This is a genomic window from Ramlibacter sp. G4-7 (assembly GCF_057784995.1).
This window is the reverse complement of the sequence record NZ_JBYNTT010000024.1, coordinates 1-20,450: the sequence shown is the minus strand read 5'-3', so window position 1 is coordinate 20,450 and position 20,450 is coordinate 1. Positions and strand designations below refer to the sequence as shown.

Here is a 20,450-nt window from a genome sequence, read left to right as displayed (position 1 = left end):
CCTAGGAGCCTGCGAGCTTCTGCCAGGTGGAGATCACGCTGTCCGGGTTCAGCGAGATGGAGGTGATGCCCTGCTCCACCAGCCATTGCGCGAAGTCCGGGTGGTCGCTGGGGCCCTGCCCGCAGATGCCCACGTACTTGCCCTGCTTCACGCAGGCCTGGATGGCGCGCGAGAGCAAGGCCTTGACGGCCGGGTCGCGTTCGTCGAAGTCCGCCGCCAGCAGTTCCAGTCCGGAGTCGCGGTCCAGGCCCAGCGTGAGTTGCGTCAGGTCGTTGGAGCCGATGGAGAAGCCGTCGAAGTACGCCAGGAACTCGTCGGCCAGGATGGCGTTGCTGGGGATCTCGCACATCATGATCACCTTCAGCGCGTTCTCGCCGCGCTTGAGGCCGCGATCGGCCAGCAGCTTGGTCACGCGCTCGGCCTGCGAGAGCGTGCGCACGAACGGCACCATCACCTGCACGTTGGTCAGGCCCATCTCGTTGCGCACGCGCACGAGCGCCTCGCACTCCATCTCGAAGGCCGCCTTGAACTCCGAGCTGATGTAGCGCGCAGCGCCGCGGAAGCCCAGCATCGGGTTCTCTTCCTCCGGCTCGTAGCGGCTGCCGCCAATGAGCTTGCGGTACTCGTTGGACTTGAAGTCCGACAGGCGCACGATCACGGGCTTGGGCCAGAAGGCCGCGGCGATGGTGGCGACGCCTTCGGCGACCTTGTCCACGTAGAACGCGCGCGGCGAGGCGTGGCCGCGCGCCACCGACTCCACCGCCTTCTTCAGGTCCGCGTCGACGTTCGGATAGTCGAGGATGGCCTTGGGGTGGACGCCGATGTTGTTGTTGATGATGAATTCCAGGCGGGCCAGCCCCACGCCGTGGTTCGGCAGCTGGGCGAAGTCGAAGGCCAGCTGCGGATTGCCGACGTTCATCGCGATCTTGGTCTGGATCGGCGGCATCTCGCCGCGCTGGACCTCGGTGATCTCGGTTTCCAGCAGGCCGTCGTAGATGAAGCCGGTGTCGCCCTCGGCGCAGCTGACCGTGACCAGCGTGCCGTCCTTGAGCAGCTCGGTGGCGTTGCCGCAGCCCACGACCGCCGGGATGCCCAGCTCGCGCGCGATGATGGCGGCGTGGCAGGTGCGGCCGCCGCGGTTGGTGACGATGGCACTGGCGCGCTTCATCACCGGCTCCCAGTTGGGATCGGTCATGTCGGTGACCAGCACGTCGCCGGGCTGCACGCGGTCCATCTCCGCGGTGCTGTGCACCAGGCGCACCGGGCCGGTGCCCACCTTCTGGCCGATCGCCCGGCCTTCGGCCAGCTTGGCGCCCTTGCCCTTGAGCTTGTAGCGCAGCTCGCTCTTGCCCTCAGCCTGGCTCTTCACCGTTTCCGGGCGCGCTTGCAGGATGTACAGCTGGCCGTCGGTGCCGTCCTTGCCCCATTCGATGTCCATGGGCCGCTGGTAGTGCTCCTCGATGATCAGGGCGTACCTGGCCAGGTCCTGCACGTCCTCGTCCGTGAGCGAATAGCGGTTGCGCTGCTCCAGCGGCACGTCGACCGTTTTCACCAGCTTGCCGCCGGCCGCCTTTTCGGGGTCGGTCGTGAACACCATCTGGATCAGCTTGGAACCCAGGTTGCGGCGGATCAACGCCTTCTTGCCGGCCTTGAGCATCGGCTTGTGGACGTAGAACTCGTCCGGGTTCACCGCGCCCTGCACCACGGTCTCGCCCAGGCCGTAGCTGGACGTGATGAACACCACGTCCTTGAAGCCGGACTCGGTGTCGATGGTGAACATGACGCCCGCGGCGCCCAGGTCGGACCGCACCATGCGCTGCACGCCCGCGGACAGCGCCACGTGCTCGTGAGCGAAGCCCTTGTGGACGCGGTAGCTGATGGCGCGGTCGTTGTAGAGGGAGGCGAAGACCTCCTTCATCTTGTGCAGCACGTCCTCGATGCCGACCACGTTGAGGAAGGTCTCCTGCTGGCCGGCGAAGGAAGCGTCGGGCAGGTCTTCGGCCGTGGCGGACGAGCGCACGGCGAAGCTGGCGGCAGGATTGCCGGCGGACAGCTTGGCGAACTCGGCGCGAATCTCGCGTTCGAGCTCCGGCGGGAAGGGTTGCGCTTCCAGCCAGCCGCGGATCTCGGTGCCGGCCACCGCCAGCGCCCGCACGTCCTCGGTGTCCAGGCTGGCCAGGCGCTCGCGGATGCGCGCGTCCAGGCCGCCGTGCTTGAGGAACTCGCGGAAGGCATGCGCCGTGGTCGCGAAGCCGGTGGGCACGCGCACGCCGTGGGGCAGCTGCGAGATCATTTCGCCGAGGCTGGCGTTCTTGCCGCCGACCGCCTCGACGTCGGACATTCTCAGGTTCTCAAACGGAACGACCAGGGCGGTCGCGCTGAAGCGGGCAGACATGGGAAGACTCCGGAAGTTGGTAATCGGTCTGCGCGCGGGCGCAAGGCGCGATGGAGCCCTGCCGCGGGGCTTTGTGCTTGTTCGAATGGGCTGCGGCAGGTCATCGGCTGGGAATTCGGATAATCGTGGAATTGTAGGCGTCGCCCGGGTCGCCCGGGTCCGGGGCAGCTTACGATCCCCGCCATGCACACCCGCACCGTCTTCTTCGTCTCCGACGGCACCGGCATCACCGCGGAGACCTTCGGCAACGCCATCCTGGCGCAGTTCGAGTTCAAGCCGCGCCACGTGCGGCTGCCTTTCATCGAGACGGTCGACAAGGCGCACCAGGTCGTGCGCCAGGTGAACCACACGGCAGAGGTCGAGGGGCGGCGGCCGGTGGTCTTCACCACCCTGGTGAACGTCGAGGTGCTGCAGGTGATCGAGGAAGGCTGCAAGGCGATGGTGCTGGACATGTTCGGCACCTTCGTGCGGCCGCTGGAGATCGAACTGGGCATGAAGTCCAGCCACCGCGTGGGCCGCTTCTCGGACGTGAGCAAGAGCAAGGAATACCACGACCGCATCGAGGCGATCAACTTCAGCCTGGTGCACGACGACGGCCAGTCGAACGCGGACCTGGAGCAGGCGGACGTGATCCTGATCGGCGTCAGCCGCAGCGGCAAGACGCCCACCTCGCTGTACCTGGCCATGCAGCACGGGCTGAAGGCGGCGAACTATCCGCTGATCCCGGAGGATTTCGACCGGCGCCAGATGCCCCCGGCACTGGTGCCCTTCCGCAAGAAGATCTTCGGCCTCACGATCCAGCCGGAGCGCCTGAGCGAGATCCGCAACGAGCGCCGGCCCAACTCCCGCTATGCCTCGCTGGAGAACTGCCGCCACGAGGTGGCCGAGGCCGAGGCGATGATGCGGCGCGAGGGCATCCGGTGGCTGTCGACCACCACCAAGTCGATCGAAGAGATCGCCACGACCATCCTGCAGGAAATCCGGCCCGAGCGCCTGGAGTACTGAGGCTCGTCTTCACCCCAGCGCCTGCACACAGGCGGCGATAGCCGACACCTAAGGCCCCGATGCCCCCTTTCAATGGGAAAGGGGCGCCGCAGCCCTTATCATTGATAGGCGCGCTTCATTGGAAGTCGCCTGTTTATAGAGGAAAACAATGTCCCTGATCAATACCCCCATCCAGCCGTTCAAGACCGAAGCCTTCCACAACGGCAAGTTCGTGCCGGTGAGCGACGATTCCATGAAGGGCAAGTGGTCCGTGCTGATCTTCATGCCGGCCGCCTTCACGTTCAACTGCCCGACGGAAGTCGAGGACGCGGCGGACAACTACGCCGAGTTCCAGAAACTGGGCGCCGAGGTCTACATCATCACGACCGACACCCACTTCTCGCACAAGGTCTGGCACGAGACGTCTCCCGCCGTCGGCAAGGCGAAGTTCCCGCTGGTGGGCGACCCGACCCACACCCTGACGAACGCGTTCGGCGTGCACATCCCGGAAGAGGGCCTGGCGCTGCGCGGCACCTTCATCGTCAACCCGGACGGCATCATCAAGACGGCCGAGATCCACTCCAACGAGATCGCCCGCGACGTCAAGGAAACGCTGCGCAAGCTGAAGGCCGCCCAGTACACCGCCTCGCACCCGGGCGAAGTCTGCCCGGCCAAGTGGAACGAAGGCGCCAAGACCATCGCCCCGTCGCTGGACCTGGTCGGCAAGATCTAAGCCCCCCACGGCAATCCACCGGCGCCGCGAGCGCCGGACGCAAGCCCACCAAGGCCCGGGCACGCCCGGGCCTTGCCGTTTCCGAACACCAGAACTCGAAAGGACACGTCCCATGCTCGACGCCAACATGAAAGCCCAGCTCGCCGCCTACCTGGAGCGCATGACGCAGCCGGTGGAGATCGTCGCCTCGCTCGACGACACGCCCGCGTCGGCCGACATGCAGGCGCTGCTGAAGGACATCGCGGACGCATCGCCGAAGGTCACGGTCAATGAGACGCGCGGTGGCCCGCAGCGCACGCCGTCCTTCCAGATCAACAAGCCGAGGCACACGGACGGCCCGCGCTTTGCCGGGCTGCCGATGGGGCACGAGTTCACCTCGCTGGTGCTCGCCCTGCTGCAGGTCGGCGGCTACCCGCCCAAGGTGGAACAGGCGCTGCTGGAACAGATCCGCGCGCTGGACGCCGACCTCGACTTCGAGGTGTACGTCTCCCTCACCTGCCACAACTGCCCGGACGTCGTTCAGGCCCTGAACCTGATGGCCGTGCAGAACCCGCGCATCAAGGCGACCATGGTCGAAGGCGGCCTGTTCCAGCAGGAGATCGAGGAGCGCCAGGTCATGGGCGTGCCCACCGTGTTCCTCAACGGCACCTTCTTCGGCTCGGGCCGCATGAGCCTGGAGGAGATCGTCGCCAAGGTGGACAGCGCGGCGGGTGAACGCGAGGCGCAGAAGATCTCCGCCAAGGACCCGTTCGACGTGCTGATCGTCGGCGGCGGGCCCGCGGGCGCGGCGGCGGCCGTGTACGCGGCGCGCAAGGGCATCCGCACGGGCATCGCCTCCGAACGCTTCGGCGGCCAGGTGCTGGACACCCTGGGCATCGAGAACTACATCTCGGTGAAGGAAACCGAGGGCCCGAAGTTCGCGATGGCGCTGGAAGAGCACGTGCGCCACTACGACGTGGACATCATGAACCTGCAGCGCGCCCGGGCGCTCAAGGGCGGCGAGCTGGTCGAGGTGGAACTGGAAAGCGGCGCGAAGCTCAAGGCCAAGACCGTGGTCCTGAGCACCGGCGCGCGCTGGCGCAACATCAACGTGCCCGGCGAAAAGGAGCTGAAGAACAAGGGCGTGGCCTACTGCCCGCACTGCGACGGCCCGCTGTACAAGGGCAAGCGCGTGGCGGTCATCGGCGGCGGCAACTCCGGCGTCGAAGCGGCAATCGATCTCGCCGGCATCGTGAAGCACGTGACGCTGGTCGAATTCGACACGCAACTGCGGGCGGACGCCGTGCTGCAGGCCAAGCTGCGCTCGCTGCCCAACGTCGACGTGGTCCTGAACGCGCAGACCACCGCCATCACCGGCAGCGACAAGGTGGACGGCCTGACTTACAAGGACCGGGCCAGCGGCGAAGAAAAGCGCGTGGACCTGGAAGGCGTGTTCGTGCAGATCGGCCTCGTGCCCAACACGGAGTGGCTCAAGGGGGCGTTGGAGCTCTCCAAGCACGGCGAGATCATCGTCGATGCCCGGGGCCAGACCTCGGTGCCGGGCGTGTTCGCCGCCGGCGACTGCACGACCGTGCCCTACAAGCAGATCGTGATCGCGGCCGGCGACGGCGCGAAGGCGGCGCTGTCGGCGTTCGACCACCTGATCCGCAACTGAGGGCTGGATGCAAAAGGGGGCGCAAGCCCCCTTTTTTCTGCGCCACAATCGCCGCACAAGAACCGACGAGAACCGACCATGCAAGGCGATCCCCAAGTCATCCAGCACCTGCAGGCGCAGCTGAAGAACGAACTCACGGCGACGAGCCAGTACTTCCTGCACTACCGCATCCTGAAGCACTGGGGCTTCGCGCGGCTGGCGAAGACGGAATACGAGGAATCGATCGGCGAGATGAAGCACGCCGACAAGCTGATGGAGCGCATCCTCTTCCTCGACGGCCTGCCCAACCTGCAGGACCTGGGCAAGCTGCTGGTGGGCGAGAACGTCCCGGAGATCCTGGACTGCGACCTCAGGAGCGAGCGCGGAGCGCAGGCGACGATCAAGGCGGGCATCGCCCAATGCGAATCCGTGCAGGACTACGTGTCGCGCGACATCCTCGCGGCGATCCTCGACGACACCGAGGAACACATCGACTGGCTGGAGACGCAGCTGGACCTGTTGAACAAGGTGGGGCTGCAGAACTACTTGCAGTCGCAGATGGGTGAAGGGTCCTGAGGAGAGCACGCGCCGGACGGAGCGCACAAGCGGTACCTGATCGGTGCATTCGCAGGGTGGTGGAGAGCCAGGCGAACCCCGCCGCTCAGCCCGCCCCCAGCGCGAGCGCAATCCGGTACGTCACGAACGACGCCGCATACGCCAGCGCGAACAGATACCCGGCCATCACCAGCGGCCACTTCCAGCCGCCCGTCTCGCGCCGCACCGTCGCCAGCGTCGCCATGCACTGCGGCGCGAACACGTACCACGCCAGCAGCGACAGCGCGGTGGCCAGGCTCCAGCCCTGCGCGATGATGGGCGTCAGCGCCTTGGCCGTGTCGTCGCCGGTCGCGGACAGGGCATAGACCGTTCCCAGTGCACTCACCGCAACCTCGCGCGCCGCGAGGCCGGGCACCAGCGCGATGCTGATCTGCCAGTTGAAGCCGATGGGCGCGAGCAGCAGCGACAGGCCGTGTCCCAGCATGCCGGCCAGGCTGTACTCGATCGCCGGCCGCGTCGCGCCCGCCGGCGGTGACGGGAAGCTGGCCAGGAACCACAGCGCGATGGTCAGCACCAGGATGATGGTGCCCACCCGCTTCATGAAGATCGCGGCGCGCTGCCACAGGCCCAGCACGACGCTGCGCACATGCGGCCAGTGGTAGGTGGGCAATTCCATCATCAGCGGCCGCACCAGTCCGCGCGCCGTCGTGCGCTTGAGGACCCACGCGACGGCGAGCGAGCCGAGGATGCCCGCCAGGTACAAGGCGAACAGCACCAACCCCTGCATCTCCAGCCCGGCGACCTTGCGCTGCGGGATGAAGGCCCCGATCAGCAGCGCGTACACCGGCAGCCGCGCCGAGCAGGTCATCATCGGCGCGATCATGATCGTGACCAGGCGGTCGCGCGGGTTCGCGATCGTGCGCGTGGCCATGATGCCGGGGATCGCGCAGGCGAAACTGGAAAGCAGCGGGATGAAGGAGCGGCCCGACAGCCCCACCCCGCCCATGACGCGATCGAGCAGGAAGGCGGCGCGCGGCAGGTAGCCCGACTCCTCCAGCACCAGGATGAAGAAGAACAGGATCAGCACCTGCGGCAGGAAGACGACCACGCCGCCCAGGCCCGCGATCAGGCCGTCGGTGAGGAAGCTGCGCAGGTAACCCGCGGGCAGCACGGCGCCGACCTGCGCGCCCAGCCAGGCGGTCGCCCCTTCGATCCAGGCCATGGGCGCTTCCGCCCACGCGAAGACGGCCTGGAACACCAGGAACAGCAGCACCGCGAGCAGCAAGGGCCCGGCGACGGGATGCAGCACCACGCGGTCGATGCGGTCGCTCGCCAGGTGCGGCGCCACGGTGTCCAGGCCCAGGCGTTCGAGGATCTGGCGCACGCGGTCGTGGTCCGGCAATTCATCGCCCGCGGGCTGCGGCACCGGCATCAGGCTGGTCATCGGCTGCCAGATCTCGGGGCGTTCGAGCAGCGCCCGCAGCGCGGCGTCCCCTTCGCCCTGCACGGCCACCGTGCTGACGACCGGAACGCCCAGTTCCGTTGCGAGCGCATCGGGGTCCAGGCGCAGGCCGCGGCTGGCGGCGAGATCCGCCATGTTCAACGCCACCACGCAGGGCAGGCCCATGCGCTTGACGCCCAGGACCAGGCGCAGCCCGCGCCGCAGGTTGGTCGCGTCGACCACGCAGACCACAAGGTCCGGGCGCTTCTCGCCGCGCGCCGTGCCGTTGAGGACCTCGCAGGTGATGCGCTCGTCGGGCGAGCGCGGATGCAGGCTGTAGGTGCCGGGCAGGTCCAGCACGCGCAGGGTCTTGCCCGAAGGCAGGCTCAGCCGCCCCTCCTTGCGCTCGATGGTGACGCCGGCATAGTTGGCGACCTTCTGGTTGCTGCCGGTCAGCCGGTTGAACAACGCGGTCTTGCCCGCGTTCGGGTTGCCCACCAGCGCCGCGAGGCGCCCCGGCGGGTGCAGGTGGACGACGGCCTCGTTCATGCCGTGCGTGCAGCCACCCTTTCGACCTGGATGCAGGCCGCCTCGGCCCCGCGCAGCGCGAAGGTGGACTGGCCCACGCGCACGACGAGCGGGTCGCCGCCCGGAATGCCGCGGGTCATCACCATCACCTGCTCGCCGGGATTGAAGCCGATTTCCTCCAGCTGCCGCGCGCGTTCCGGCACGCGCGGGTCGGCCAGGACGCGGCGGACCACGAGGCGCTGCCCCAGCGGCGCGCGGTCGAGGCAGGACACGGGCGTGTCCGGGCGGGTCGGCGGCTGTTCGGGCGTGGAGAAAGTGTCGCGTCGCATGGGTGCGGCCTCCGGGTTCCGGTTCATTGTATTGCAAATGCGAGAGATTCGCATTTAGAATCGCCCGCTGCTTTACCGGCCAGCCAGACCACGCCCCTCCGGGCCCCAGCCAGCCTTCGAACAACAACCGTCCGCCCCTCGCGCGGACCCGCTGGAGGCCCTCGATGGCTCAGGAAAGAACTCGCCCGGAACCCGCCCTGCTCCCGCTCGGAGCGCTCATGCTGGCGGCCTCGGCCGGCGCCCTCGCCCAGACCCCGCCGGACGCCGCCACGCGCACGCTGCCCACGGTGCGGGTGGTCGACCAGGCCGAGGTCCCCCAGACCAAGAACGACCTGCGCGTGCGCCGCACGCAGATCGGCAAGGGCAACCAGGAACTCAAGGACATTCCGCAGTCCGTCACCGTGCAGACCGAACGCCTGATCGACGACCGCAACCTCGACGATTTCCGCGAAGTGCTCAAGTCCACCGCGGGCATCACCTTCCAGGCCGGCGAGACCGGCGAGGAAGACGTGCGCCTGCGCGGCTTCTCGCTGCAGCAGGCCGGCGACATCTACCGCGACGGGCTGCGCGACGCGCCACTGTACGAGCGCGACACCTTCAACGAGGACCGGGTGGAAGTGCTCAAGGGATCCGCGTCCATGCTCTTCGGCAAAGGATCCACCGGCGGCGTGGTGAACCAGGTCAGCAAGCAGCCCTTCCTGATGACGCAGCACGAGGTGGACTACACGCTGGGCACGGGTGGGTTCAACCGCCTCACCGGCGACTTCAACATCCAGACCGGCGAGAGCGCGGCCCTGCGCATCAACGCCATGGTCCACGACAACGACAACTACGGCGCCAGCCAGCAGAAGCTGGGCATCGCGCCGAGCTACCGGTGGGGCATAGGCACGGCCAACGAGTTCTCGGTGGGCCTGTACCACCTGGAGATCCAGGGCCGGCCGCTCTACAACCACCCCTGGTTCCTGAGCGAAGGCACGCGCGGCACCATCATCCCCAAGCTGCCGGCGCGCAACTACTACGGCCTGGCGAACGACCACCTGGAGACCAAGGCGGACTTCGCGACCTTCTCGCACGTCCACCGCTTCGACGGCGAGGCGCAGCTGAAGACCACGCTGCGCCACGGGGAGTACGAGCGCGACTTGCTTGCCAGTGCGATCTCCTTCGCCCCCGGCACCACGCAGGCCAATTTCAGCGACGCCACCGTGCTGCGCCGCGCGCCCAAGGCCCGCATCGGCGAAACCGAACTCACGCAGCTCACCAGCGATTATTCGAACGCCTTTGACTGGGGCGGCCGCCGCCACGAGCTGCTCGCGGGCATCGACCTGTACCGCGACGAGTCCAGGCGCAACAACAACGCCACGGCCGGTCTGGCCCCGGCGCCGGCGACGCTGGCGGGCACGCCCAACGACGGCGCGGTGCGGCCGGACACGCGTGGCCCGATCGCCTTCACCACCTACGACGCCCAGGACCTCGGCGTGTACGCGCAGGACACGGTGGCGCTCACGCCGTCGGTGAAACTGGTGGGCGGCCTGCGCTTCGACCACTTCACCGCCTCGTACCGCAGCACCACCGGCGTGGAGACCAGCGCCCGCGCGGAAAACCTGTGGTCCCCGCGCGTGGGCGCGCTGTACCAGCCGAGCGCCGTCGAGAGCTACTACGTGTCCTTCGGCACCTCGTACAACACCTCGGCGGACACCTACCAGTTCACGCCGGCGCCGCCCGCGAACGCACGCGCCGCCAACACGCCCGCGGAGAAGAGCCGCAACCTCGAGATCGGCGGCAAGTGGGAGCTGTTCGAGCGCAAGGTGCTCGCGGGGGTCGCGGTCTTCTACAGCGAGAAGTACAACGAGCGCAACACCGACCCCGACACGGCCGCCTCGCAGGAACTGCTTTCGGGCAAGCGCCATGCGGCGGGCATGGAGTTCAACCTCGCCGGCCGCATCGACCCGAAGTGGGACGTCTTCTTCAACCACACCTGGATTCCCGAGGCGCGGATCGACGAGAGCAACGTCACGCTCAACGCGGCCGGCACCGGCGCGCAAGTCAAGGGCGACCGCCCCGGCCTCACGCCCAGGCACAGCGGCAGCCTGTGGACCACCTATCGCGTCCTGCCCAAGCTGCGCCTGGGCGTCGGCCTCAACTGGCGCGGCGAACAGAACCCGGACGGCGCGCGGCACGTCACGGCCGACAGCTTCGTGACCGCCGACGCGATGGCGGAGTACACCTTCAGCGACACCTGGTCGGCCAAGCTGAACGTGAGCAACCTCGCCGACAAGCTGTACGCTGACGGCCTGTACCGCGGCTTCTACATGCCGGGCGCGCCGCGCCGCGTGGAGCTCACGGTCAAGTCCATGTTCTGAGCCGCATGCTGCTGCACCTGAAAGCCATCCTGCGTCCCGACGAGGTCGCCACCGCGCGCGCGCTCCTCGGACAGGACGCTCCGTGGGTGGATGGGCGCAGCAGCGCCGGCGGGCAGGCGATCGCGCAGAAGAACAACGAGCAGCTGGCGCAGGACAGCGCGCAGGCGGCGCAGCTGCGTGCGCTGGTGCTGGCCGCGCTGCAGCGCGACGCGCTGTTGTTCTCTGCCGCGTTGCCGCGTCGCATCTTCAATCCGCTGTTCAACCGCTACCGCGGCGCCAGCAACCACTACGGCGCGCACGTGGACGGCGCCATCCTGCACTCGCGCGACCCCGCGCACTGGGTGCGCACGGACCTGTCCTGCACGTTGTTCCTCTGCGACCCGCAGGACTACGAGGGGGGCGAGCTGGTCGTTCGCGAGCCGCAAGGCGAGCAGCGCTTCAAGCTGCCGGCGGGCGACCTGCTGCTGTATCCCGGTTCGACGCTGCACGAGGTGACGCCGGTCACGCGCGGCGCGCGCATCGCCAGCTTCTTCTGGATCGAGAGCATGGTGCGCAGCGCCGAGCAGAGGCAGCTGCTGTTCGAGATGGACATGGCGCTGCTGAAGCTGCGCGCAAGCGCCGGCGAGGACGATCCGGCCATCGTGCAGCTCACGGGCACGTACCACAACCTCCTGCGCATGTGGGCGGACACGTGAACGCGCCGTCCGCGCAGCAGCGCGTGCCCGCAGGCATCCGCTGCGTGGCCGACTACGAGGCGCATGCGCGTGCCGCGCTCAGCGAAGACGCCTGGGCCTACTTCTGCGCCCAGGCGGGCGATGGCGCGACCGCGCGCCACAACCACGCCGCCTGGGACGCGTGGGCCTTGCTGCCGCGCGTTCTTCGCGGCGTGCGCGCCATCGACACGTCGCGCGAACTGCTGGGACAGCATCTGCCCTGGCCGGTGCTGGTCGCGCCCATGGCGCTGCAGCGACTCGCCCATCCCGACGGCGAGCTCGCCACGGCCCTGGCTGCTTCGGCGCTCGGCGCCGGACTGGTCCTGGGCAGCCAGGCGAGCCAGCCGCTGGAGACCGTCGCGCGCGCGTTCGCTCCGGGCGCCGAGCGCGGCCCGCTGTGGTTCCAGCTCTACCTGCTGCCCGATCGCGGAGCGACGCTGGAACTGGTCCGCCGCGCCGAAGCAGCGAACTACCAGGCCCTGGTCGTGACGGTCGACGCCAGCGTGCGCGCCGCGCGGCCCTTGCGGCTGCCGCCCGGCATCGCCGCCGTGAACCTCCCGGCTGCCGACAATGGCGACAGCTCCTTTCAGCACCTGCTCGCCCAGGCGCCGACCTGGGACGACATCGCCTGGCTGCGCGGCCAGACACGGCTGCCGCTGCTGCTCAAAGGAGTCCTGCACCCCGGGGACGCACGGGAAGCAGCCCGCCAGGGCGTCGCCGGCCTCGTGGTGTCCAACCACGGCGGCCGCGTGCTGGACGGCGCGGCTGCGACCGCCACGGCCCTTCCCGCCATCGCGGATGCGGTGGGCAGCACCCTGCCCCTGCTGGTCGATGGCGGCATCGCGCGCGGCACCGACGTTCTGCGCGCGCTCGCCCTGGGCGCGCGCGCCGTGCTGGTCGGCCGCCCTGTTCTCTGGGGCCTGGGCGCCGCCGGCGCGGCAGGCGCCGCCCACGTCCTGCGCCTGTTTCGGGATGAGCTGGAACTGGTAATGGCCCAGTGCGGCCTGGCGTCGCTCGACCAGGCGGACCGCAGCCTCCTGACCCGCGCGAACCCGGGAAACCTGTAAATCCCAAGGTTTTCGCTATCGCGATGATTGCAAATGCGAGCGATTCGCATTTATACTGCGGGCACTTCTTCAACAGCCAGCCAAGCCGCACTGCCATGATCGTCTGTGTCTGCCGCCGAGTCTCCGACCGCGAGATCGCCCGCCACGCCCGGGCCGGCATGAGCTTCGACGACATCCAGTTCGAACTCGGTGTGGCCACCCAGTGCGGCAACTGCGAAAGCTGCGCCCGCGACGTGGTGGCCCAGTGCAATGCCGTGCATCCCGTCGCCGCCGTCGAGGGCGAGGCACGCTGCCACACCGTCCAGCTCGCCGCACGCATCCAGGAGAGCGCGGCATGGCCTACTTCCCCGTCCTTGTCGGCAGCCTGATCCTGGTCCTCGCCGCTGCGCACTGGGCCTTGCGCAAGAAGAAGAACAAAGAACAATGAGCGACGTGCCGCTTCCCGCCGGATCGTCCTTCAGCTCGCGCCGCAACGTCGCCATCGCCGGCGGCGTCGTGCTGTTCCATGTCGCGGCGCTCTGGGCACTGCAAAGCGGCCTGATGCGCCGCGCGGTCGAGGTGCTGGTCCCGGTGTCCGTGATCAGCGACATCATCACGCCGCCGGCTCCCAAGGTCGAGGCGCCTCCCCCGCCGGCCAAGCCGCCGGAACCCGTGCCGCAGCCGGTGGTGCCACGCAAGCCGCTCGCCCCACCCCCGGCGCCCAGGATCGCCGCGGCGCCCGACCCCTCGCCGGTCCCCGCACCGAACGCGCCGACGGCCACGCCCGAGCCGCAACCCGCGCCGCCGCCGATCAGCGCCCCTGTGGCGGCGGCTCCCGCGCCCGTCGCACCGGCGCCGCCGCCCAAGGTGGAGCTGCCTTCGAGCAGCGCGGACTACCTGCAGAACCCCAAGCCCGCCTATCCGCCCACCAGCAAGCGCCTGGGCGAACAAGGCAAGGTGATCGTGCGCGTGCTGATCGGCGCCGACGGCACCGCGCAGGACGCGCAGCTCAAGACCTCGAGCGGCTACGAGCGACTGGACAACGCCGCCCTGGAGACCGTGCGCAAGTGGCGCTACGTCCCCGGCAAGCGCGGCGGCGTGCCGGAAACCATGTGGTTCGACGTCCCCATCCATTTCGTCCTGGAGTAAACAAGAAGACATGAACGCAGAATTCGGGCTCGCCCACCTCTGGAACCAGGGCGACGTCGTCACCAAGGCCGTTGCCGTGATCCTGCTGGCGATGTCGCTCGCCTCCTGGATGGTGATCATCATCAAGGCGCTGGACCTGCGCCGCTTCCTCGGCCAGTCGCGCAGCATCGAGAGCTTCTGGCACGCGGCCGATTTCGCCGACGGCCTGAACAAGCTGGGGACCGATCCGGCCAACCCCTTCCGTGCGCTGGCCCTCGAAGGCCGCGAAGCCGCGGCGCACCACAACGCGCAGACGCAGCTGCACGACTCGCTGGGCGCGAGCGAATGGCTCACGCGCGCCATGCGCAACTCCATCGACGAGACGACGGCACGCATGCAAGGCGGCCTGGCCGTGCTGGCCTCCGTGGGCTCCACCGCGCCCTTCGTCGGCCTCTTCGGCACCGTCTGGGGCATCTACCACGCCCTGCTCGCCATCGGCACCGCGGGCCAGGCGACGATCGACAAGGTCGCGGGCCCGGTGGGCGAGGCGCTGATCATGACGGCGCTGGGCCTGGCCGTCGCGATCCCGGCGGTCCTGGGCTACAACGCGCTGGTGCGGGGCAACAAGAGCGTGCTGTTCAAGCTGAACCGCTTCGCCCACGACCTGCACGCCTACTTCGTCACCGGCGCGCGGGTGTCGGCCGCGGGTGCCACGAAAGTCGTCTCGATGAAGAAGGGCGCCTGAGATGGCCTTCGGCACCCAGGACGAAACCGACGACGTCATGAACGAGATCAACATGACGCCCCTCGTGGACGTCATGCTGGTGCTCCTGATCATCTTCATGATCACGGTGCCGGTGATGAAGCACTCGGTGGAAGTGGACCTGCCGCGGGCGAGCAGCCAACCGCAGGACGTCAAGCCGCAGACCGTGCGCCTGTCCGTGGACGCGCAGGGCCGCTACTGGTGGAACGAGTCCCCCGTGCGCGACGAGGACCTGCCCAACATGCTGCGCGCCGAGGCAGCGCGCGAACCGCAGCCCGAGCTGCACATCCGCGGCGACAAGAACGTGCGCTACGAGCGCGTGGCGCAGGCGATGGCCGCCGCGCAGCAGGCGGGGCTGCGCCGCATCGGCTTCATCACCGAACCCAAGGCGCCCTGATGGAACGCGGCAGCGAGAGGCCCTCGACGCTGTCCGGCGAACCGCCGGCAGCACCGGCGCGCCTGGAGCCGCGCCGCGCCGCCTTGTCCAGCGAGAAGCTGCTGCAAGGCGCGCGCATGGTGGAGATCGTGCACAACGGCGAGGTCTACCGCCTGCAGGCCACGCGGCTGGGCAAGCTGATCCTCACCAAGTAGCACCTGCTGGCACCGGCGCCGCGGGGCCGCCCGCTACAGCCCGAGCGCCGCGATCCCCGCGTGCGCGATCTGGGCGTCCTCCGTGGACTTCACGCCGCTGACGCCCACGGCGCCCAGGCACACGCCGTCCTTGAGGATGGGCACCCCGCCTTCCAGCATGCCTTCGGCCGGCGCGCTGAGGAAAGACGTGCGGCCGCCATTGATGATCTCCTCGTACACGCGGCTGTCGCGGCGGCCCAGCGCCGCCGTCTGCGCCTTGGCCGGCGCGATCTTGGCGGAGATCGGTGCGGCGCCATCGAGGCGCTGCAGCCACAGGAGGTGGCCGCCGTCGTCGGCGATGGCGATGGTCACGGCCCACTTGTTGGCGAGGGCTTCTGCTTCCGCGGCGGCGGCGATGGCCTTGACATCGGCAAGTTCGAGGGCAGATCGGGTTTTCATGGTGGGCAATGCCGGGAAACGACAGGAAAGCGGCGAGCATAGCCGCTCGTCGGGGACTTTCTTGCCGAGCTCCAAGGGAACCCCCCTAGAATGCGCCCATCTAACGGCCGTGAAGGCTCGAGGAGTGCAGCAATGAACGATCCCATCCAGTCCACCGCCCCGTCCTATGGCTACGGCGGCATCACCACGGTCGAACAGCGCAACAAGGTCCTGCGCAACACCTACTGGCTGCTCGCCCTGAGCCTGGTTCCCACGGTGCTCGGCGCCTGGCTGGGCGTGGCCACCGGCATCACGCGCGCGCTGAGCGGCGGGCTGGGGCTGATCGTCTTCCTGGGCGGCGCCTTCGGCTTCCTCTACGCGATCCAGAAGACCAAGGATTCCGCCGCCGGCGTGCCGGTGCTCCTGGCCTTCACCTTCTTCATGGGCCTCATGCTCTCGCGCCTGCTCGCGATGGTCCTGGGCATGAAGAACGGCACCGGCATCGTGATGACGGCCTTCGGCGGCACCGCCGGCGTGTTCTTCGTGATGGCCTCGCTGTCGACGATGATCAAGCGCGACCTGTCGGGGATGAGCAAGTGGCTGTTCGCCGGCGCCGTGGTCATCATGGTGGGCGCCGTCATCAACGTGTTCGTCGGTTCGACGGTCGGCGTGCTGGTGATCAGCACCCTGGCGATCGGCATCTTCAGCCTGTACATGCTGTACGACCTCAAGCAGATCGTTGACGGCGGCGAGACCAACTACATCAACGCCACGCTGGCGCTGTACCTGGACCTGTTCAACATCTTCCAGAGCCTGCTGATGATCCTGGGGATTACCTCCGGCGACGATTGACGGCGGATCACCGATGAAAAAAGGGCCCTGCGGGGCCCTTTTCTCTTGCCAGTCGTCAACCCGGCTGCGTCATGCCCGGTCGAACACCGCCATCGATTCCACGTGCGCCGTGTGCGGGAACATGTTGACCACGCCGGCGGCGCGGCAGGTGTAGCCCGCCTGGTGCACGAGCAGGCCCGCGTCGCGCGCCAGCGTCGCCGGGTTGCAGCTCACGTACACGATGCGCCGCGGCGGCGTCCAGCCGGCGGGGCGCAAGGCGGGGTCCTGCTCCAGGTCGGCCAGCGCCTTGGCGAGGGCGAACGCGCCTTCGCGCGGCGGGTCCACCAGCCAGCGGTCGGCCACGCCGTCGGCCACCAGGTGCTGCGGGGTCATCTCGAACAGGTTGCGCGCGACGAACTCGGTCGGCGCCAGCGGCAGCGCGCGGCCCTGCTGGTTGCGCTCGTAGTTCTCGCGCGAGCGCGCCACCAGCGTCTCGCTGCCCTCGATGCCCAGCACCTGGCCGGCCTGCGTGGCCAGCGGCAGCGTGAAGTTGCCCAGGCCGCAGAACCAGTCGATGATGCGCTCGCCGCGCTGCACCTCCAGCATGCGCACCGCCCGTTCCACCAGCACGCGGTTGATGTGCGGGTTGACCTGGGTGAAGTCGGTCGGCTTGAAGGGCATGGTGATGCCGAACTCCGGCAGCGTGTAGGAGAGCGCAGGGCCGCCCTCGTCCAGCAGCTTCACAGTATCCGGCCCCTTGGGCTGCAGCCACCACTGCACGCCGGCGGCGGCGTGCGCCTGCGCAAAGGCGCGCAGCTTGGCGGTGTCGCCCGCGGACAGCGGCTCCAGGTGCCGCAACACCAGCGCGGTGACGCCTTCGCCCACCGCCAGTTCGATCTGCGGGCAGGTCTCGATCGCATCCATGGACCCGACCAGTGCCCGCAGCGGCAGCAGCAGGTCGCTCACATGCCGGGGCACGACATGGCATTCGCGGATGTCGGCCACGTAGCGGCTCTTGCGCTCGTGGAAGCCCACCAGCACCGTCCCCTTCTTGCGCACGTGCCGCACGCTGAAGCGCGCGCGCCAGCGGTAGCCCCAGGCCGGTCCCTCCAGGGCGGGCAGGATGGTGTCCGGCCGCACCTTGCCGAGATGCCAGAGGTTGTCCTCCAGCACGCGCTGCTTGATCGCCACCTGCGCGCCGACGTGCAGGTGCTGCATCTTGCAGCCGCCGCACGCGCCTTCGTGCAGGCCGAAATGCGGGCAGCGCGGCCGCACGCGCTGCGCCGACTCGCGGTGCAGCTGCGTCAGCGAGGCCTGCTCCCAGTTGTTCTTGCGGCGGTGGACGTTGACGCTCACCCATTCGCCGGGCAGGGCGCCATCGACGAACACCACCTTGCCGTCGGGCCGCCGCGCGACGCCCTGGGCCTCGATGTCCAGCGATTCGATTTCCAGCCAGCCCTCGGGGTGCGGGGCGGGCAGCTCCTTGTCACTCATGTCCGGATTGTCTCAGGCGGTGGGGTTCGCTTGGCGCTCACCTGCCGGCGGCGCGCGGCCGCCGTCACCCTACTTCCATGCGGCAAGGTACTCCCGCCAGTGGGTCTCTTCGTGCGCGAGCCCGCCCAGCGTCTCCTTCACGAAGGCGATCTCCTGCTCGTACTCGGCCTCGGTGAAGCCGCAGCGCATCTTCTGGAAGCGGCAGTACAGCAGGTAGGTGTTCATCACGTCCGTCTCGCAGTAGCGGCGGATCTCCTCCAGCTTGCCGTCGAGGAATGCGGAATACACCTGCGAGCCGTCCATGCCCAGCTTGCCGGGAAAGCCGCAAAGCTTGGCCATGGTGTCCAGCGGCGCGTTGGCGCGCGGCTGGTACATCGCCAGCAGGTCCATCAGGTCCAGGTGGCGCATGTGGTAGCGGCTGATGTAGTTGTTCCACTTGAACTCGCGGTCGTCCGCCGCGCCGCCCTCGCCCATGCACCAGTAGCGGTCCGCCGTGACGCCGTGGCGCAGGCCGCGGTAGTGCAGCACCGGCAGGTCGAAGCCGCCGCCGTTCCAGCTCACCAGCTGCGGCGTGTGCTTGTCCAGCGAGTTGAAGAAGTTCTGGACGATGCGCCCCTCGCTCGCGTTGTCGCGGTCGACGAAGGAATGCACGCGCAAGCCTTCGGCGTTGCGGAACACGCAGCTGATCACCAGCACCCGCTGCAGGTGGTGCGGCATGAAGTCGCTCTGGTTGTTGTCCTTGCGTTCCTGCAGCCAGGCCGCGTAGACCTGCTGGTCGCTGACTTCCGGCGGCGCATCGCGCAGCAGGCGCAGGCCCGCGATGTCGGGAATGGATTCGATGTCGAAAACGAGGACGGGCCAGGGCATGGAAGCGACTGTATCAGTCGCTTTCATGCCCTGGCCGTTGGCCATATCACGAGCCCCCCATCCCGGCCTTCCCCCCGGAGGGGGGAAGGAGTCCAGCATGAAAGTGGGTTGCTAGAAGAGGGAGTCGCGGTCGACGCCGCTGCGCGCCATCTGGCGTTTGAGCTTGGTCAGCGCCTCGTTCTGGATCTGCCGCACGCGCTCGCGCGTGAGGCCCAGGCGGTCGCTGAGCACCTCCAGCGTCTCGGGCTCGCGGTGGTGCAGGCCGAAGCGGCCCTCCAGCACTTCCTTCTCGCGGTGCGACAGCGAGTCGATCCATCCTGCGAGCAGGCGTTCGACCTCGTGGTTCTGCGTGACCCCGGTCGGGTCGAGCGCGAGCTCGTCGGCCATGAAGTCGCCCAGCGTGTGCTCGTCGTCGGAGCGGTCCACCACGGCATCGAGCGACTTGGGGGTCTCCGCCATGGCCAGCAGCTGCGAGACTTCCTGCACGTCGCGCCCGAGCAGCGCCGCCACGTCCTCCACCCGCACGCCCTCGCCTTCGCCGTTGCGCGCCGCCATGAAGGCCGGGTCGTTTTCCAGGGTGCGGCGCGCACGCAGCACCTGCTGCAGGTCGCGCACCACGTGCACCGGCAGCCGGATCACCCGCCCCTGGTTCATCACGGCACGCTCCACCGCCTGCCGGATCCACCAGGTCGCATAGGTGGAGAAGCGGAAGCCCCGCTCGGGCTCGAACTTGTCGATCGCGTGCATGAGGCCCAGGTTGCCTTCCTCGATCAGGTCCGACAGCGGCACGCCCCGCCCGAGGTAGCCCTTGGCGATGCTCACCACCAGGCGCAGGTTGTGCTCGATCATGGACTGGCGCGCGGTGAACTCGCCGGCCCGCGCGCGCACCGCGGTCTCGTATTCCTCTTCGGCGGTGAACAGCGTGGTACGACGCACGTCGCGCAGGTACAGCGTCAGCGTGTCGCTGCTTTCGCCGGACAGGTCCGAGGCGACTTCGCGCACGGGGATCTCCACGGCGGGCTCGCGCAGTGGAGCTTCCGGCTCATCCATGGGAACGCCGTCCGCATCCGGGCGGGCGCCTCCAGGCGTCGGCAAGCCGTGCCCGTTGCGCCGCTTCATCGCTACCTCGGTGGCAGGTACCTCGCGGGATCGACCGGCTTGCCCTGCCGGCGGATCTCGAAATGCAGCTTCACGCGGTCGGTGTCGGTCGACCCCATCTCCGCGATCTTCTGCCCCTTGCGCACGGACTGGTCCTCTTTCACCAGCAGGGACTGGTTGTGCGCGTATGCGGTCAGGTAGGTGTTGTTGTGCTTCAGGATGATCAGGTTGCCGTAGCCGCGCAGGCCGGCGCCCGCATAGACCACGCGGCCGTCGGCCGCGGCCAGCACCGGGTCGCCGGCGCGGCCCGCGATGTCCACGCCCTTGTTCTTCTGCTCGTCGAAGCCGGCCAGCACCGTGGAACTGCCGTTGGTGGGCCAGCCCCACGGAATGTCGTCGTCGGGACCCGAGGGCACCGGTGCAGGCGCGGGCGCGGGCGTGGGCGCGGCTGCGGTCAACGTACCGCGCGCCGCGCTGCTGGCCGCACTGGCCGGCGGCAGGGCCGCGGAGGCCGTGGCCACCGGCGGCAGCGCCGTCGCCGTCG

The 20,450-nt window shown here is 68.7% G+C and carries 21 protein-coding genes; 13 read left to right on the top strand and 8 right to left on the bottom strand.

From position 1 onward, the window contains the following. Nucleotide 1: 1 nt before the first annotated feature. Complete coding sequence (ppsA, locus tag AC3EGR_RS23355) at nt 2-2,395, bottom strand: phosphoenolpyruvate synthase (RefSeq protein ID WP_488548930.1); 2,394 nt, start codon at nt 2,393-2,395, stop codon at nt 2-4. A 183-nt stretch (nt 2,396-2,578) separates the two neighbouring features. On the opposite strand from ppsA, the gene ppsR reads away from it, so the two are divergent. The 4 genes from ppsR to bfr all read left to right on the top strand — a co-directional run bounded on the left by ppsR (nt 2,579) and on the right by bfr (nt 6,321). Continuing rightward, a complete protein-coding gene (gene ppsR / locus AC3EGR_RS23350) occupies nt 2,579-3,400 on the top strand; it encodes a posphoenolpyruvate synthetase regulatory kinase/phosphorylase PpsR (protein ID WP_488548929.1) in 822 nt (273 codons plus the stop codon). A 148-nt stretch (nt 3,401-3,548) separates the two neighbouring features. Beyond that, on the top strand, nt 3,549-4,112 hold the full coding sequence (gene ahpC / locus AC3EGR_RS23345; RefSeq protein WP_488548928.1) for an alkyl hydroperoxide reductase subunit C: 564 nt from the start codon (nt 3,549-3,551) through the stop codon (nt 4,110-4,112). A 112-nt stretch (nt 4,113-4,224) separates the two neighbouring features. Next, nucleotides 4,225-5,766, top strand: coding sequence for an alkyl hydroperoxide reductase subunit F (gene ahpF, locus AC3EGR_RS23340; protein WP_488548927.1), 1,542 nt, complete (start codon nt 4,225-4,227; stop codon nt 5,764-5,766). Nucleotides 5,767-5,844: 78 nt separating this feature from the next. Continuing rightward, nucleotides 5,845-6,321, top strand: a complete 477-nt coding sequence (gene bfr, locus AC3EGR_RS23335; RefSeq protein WP_488548926.1) for a bacterioferritin — start codon at nt 5,845-5,847, stop codon at nt 6,319-6,321. 85 nt (nt 6,322-6,406) lie between these two features. On the opposite strand, the gene feoB is transcribed toward bfr, so the two are convergent. Together feoB and AC3EGR_RS23325 are read right to left on the bottom strand one after the other, a co-directional pair. Further along, entirely contained in the window at nt 6,407-8,290 is a 1,884-nt protein-coding gene (gene feoB, locus AC3EGR_RS23330) for a ferrous iron transporter B (RefSeq protein WP_488548925.1), read from the bottom strand. Next, nucleotides 8,287-8,598: a FeoA family protein gene (locus AC3EGR_RS23325; RefSeq protein ID WP_488548924.1), complete on the bottom strand. Its 312-nt coding sequence runs from the start codon at nt 8,596-8,598 to the stop codon at nt 8,287-8,289. Before AC3EGR_RS23325 ends, feoB begins: the two co-directional genes overlap by 4 nt. Before the next feature lie 218 nt (nt 8,599-8,816). On the opposite strand from AC3EGR_RS23325, the gene AC3EGR_RS23320 reads away from it, so the two are divergent. The 8 genes from AC3EGR_RS23320 to hemP all read left to right on the top strand — a co-directional run bounded on the left by AC3EGR_RS23320 (nt 8,817) and on the right by hemP (nt 15,199). After that, nucleotides 8,817-10,958, top strand: coding sequence for a TonB-dependent receptor (locus tag AC3EGR_RS23320; RefSeq protein WP_488548923.1), 2,142 nt, complete (start codon nt 8,817-8,819; stop codon nt 10,956-10,958). Between the two features lie 5 nt (nt 10,959-10,963). Beyond that, complete coding sequence (locus tag AC3EGR_RS23315) at nt 10,964-11,653, top strand: Fe2+-dependent dioxygenase (RefSeq protein WP_488548922.1); 690 nt, start codon at nt 10,964-10,966, stop codon at nt 11,651-11,653. Next, a complete protein-coding gene (locus tag AC3EGR_RS23310) occupies nt 11,650-12,738 on the top strand; it encodes an alpha-hydroxy acid oxidase (RefSeq protein ID WP_488548921.1) in 1,089 nt (362 codons plus the stop codon). The genes AC3EGR_RS23315 and AC3EGR_RS23310 overlap by 4 nt, the downstream gene beginning before the upstream one ends. A gap of 95 nt (nt 12,739-12,833) precedes the next feature. Continuing rightward, entirely contained in the window at nt 12,834-13,106 is a 273-nt protein-coding gene (locus AC3EGR_RS23305; RefSeq protein ID WP_488548920.1) for a (2Fe-2S)-binding protein, read from the top strand. A 55-nt stretch (nt 13,107-13,161) separates the two neighbouring features. Further along, on the top strand, nt 13,162-13,866 hold the full coding sequence (locus AC3EGR_RS23300; RefSeq protein WP_488548919.1) for an energy transducer TonB: 705 nt from the start codon (nt 13,162-13,164) through the stop codon (nt 13,864-13,866). A gap of 10 nt (nt 13,867-13,876) precedes the next feature. After that, nucleotides 13,877-14,590 carry a MotA/TolQ/ExbB proton channel family protein gene (locus AC3EGR_RS23295; protein ID WP_488548918.1) on the top strand — a complete coding sequence of 238 codons (714 nt, stop codon included), beginning with the start codon at nt 13,877-13,879 and terminating at the stop codon, nt 14,588-14,590. A 1-nt stretch (nt 14,591) separates the two neighbouring features. Then, on the top strand, nt 14,592-15,005 hold the full coding sequence (locus AC3EGR_RS23290) for an ExbD/TolR family protein (protein WP_488548917.1): 414 nt from the start codon (nt 14,592-14,594) through the stop codon (nt 15,003-15,005). Continuing rightward, complete coding sequence (gene hemP, locus AC3EGR_RS23285) at nt 15,005-15,199, top strand: hemin uptake protein HemP (protein WP_488548916.1); 195 nt, start codon at nt 15,005-15,007, stop codon at nt 15,197-15,199. Before AC3EGR_RS23290 ends, hemP begins: the two co-directional genes overlap by 1 nt. Before the next feature lie 33 nt (nt 15,200-15,232). Here the strand turns inward: hemP and AC3EGR_RS23280 are convergent, their stop codons facing one another. Further along, complete coding sequence (locus AC3EGR_RS23280) at nt 15,233-15,637, bottom strand: GlcG/HbpS family heme-binding protein (protein ID WP_488548915.1); 405 nt, start codon at nt 15,635-15,637, stop codon at nt 15,233-15,235. Nucleotides 15,638-15,769: 132 nt separating this feature from the next. Here AC3EGR_RS23280 and AC3EGR_RS23275 point away from each other — a divergent pair, with 132 nt between their 5' ends. Beyond that, nucleotides 15,770-16,468, top strand: coding sequence for a Bax inhibitor-1/YccA family protein (locus AC3EGR_RS23275; protein ID WP_488548914.1), 699 nt, complete (start codon nt 15,770-15,772; stop codon nt 16,466-16,468). 69 nt (nt 16,469-16,537) lie between these two features. Here AC3EGR_RS23275 and rlmD read toward each other — a convergent pair whose 3' ends face one another. The 4 genes from rlmD to AC3EGR_RS23255 all read right to left on the bottom strand — a co-directional run. Then, nucleotides 16,538-17,941: a 23S rRNA (uracil(1939)-C(5))-methyltransferase RlmD gene (gene rlmD, locus AC3EGR_RS23270; protein WP_488548913.1), complete on the bottom strand. Its 1,404-nt coding sequence runs from the start codon at nt 17,939-17,941 to the stop codon at nt 16,538-16,540. A 69-nt stretch (nt 17,942-18,010) separates the two neighbouring features. Further along, the gene (locus AC3EGR_RS23265; RefSeq protein ID WP_488548912.1) at nt 18,011-18,808 is read right to left on the bottom strand and encodes a 3'-5' exonuclease; all 798 of its coding nucleotides are present in this window, start codon (nt 18,806-18,808) and stop codon (nt 18,011-18,013) included. 111 nt (nt 18,809-18,919) lie between these two features. Further along, nucleotides 18,920-19,858 (bottom strand): RNA polymerase sigma factor RpoS, encoded by a 939-nt coding sequence (gene rpoS / locus AC3EGR_RS23260; protein ID WP_488548911.1) that lies wholly within the window; start codon nt 19,856-19,858, stop codon nt 18,920-18,922. 71 nt (nt 19,859-19,929) lie between these two features. Next, nucleotides 19,930-20,450, bottom strand: a 521-nt coding sequence (locus AC3EGR_RS23255) for a peptidoglycan DD-metalloendopeptidase family protein (RefSeq protein WP_488548910.1), incomplete at its 5' end; no start/stop codon positions are given.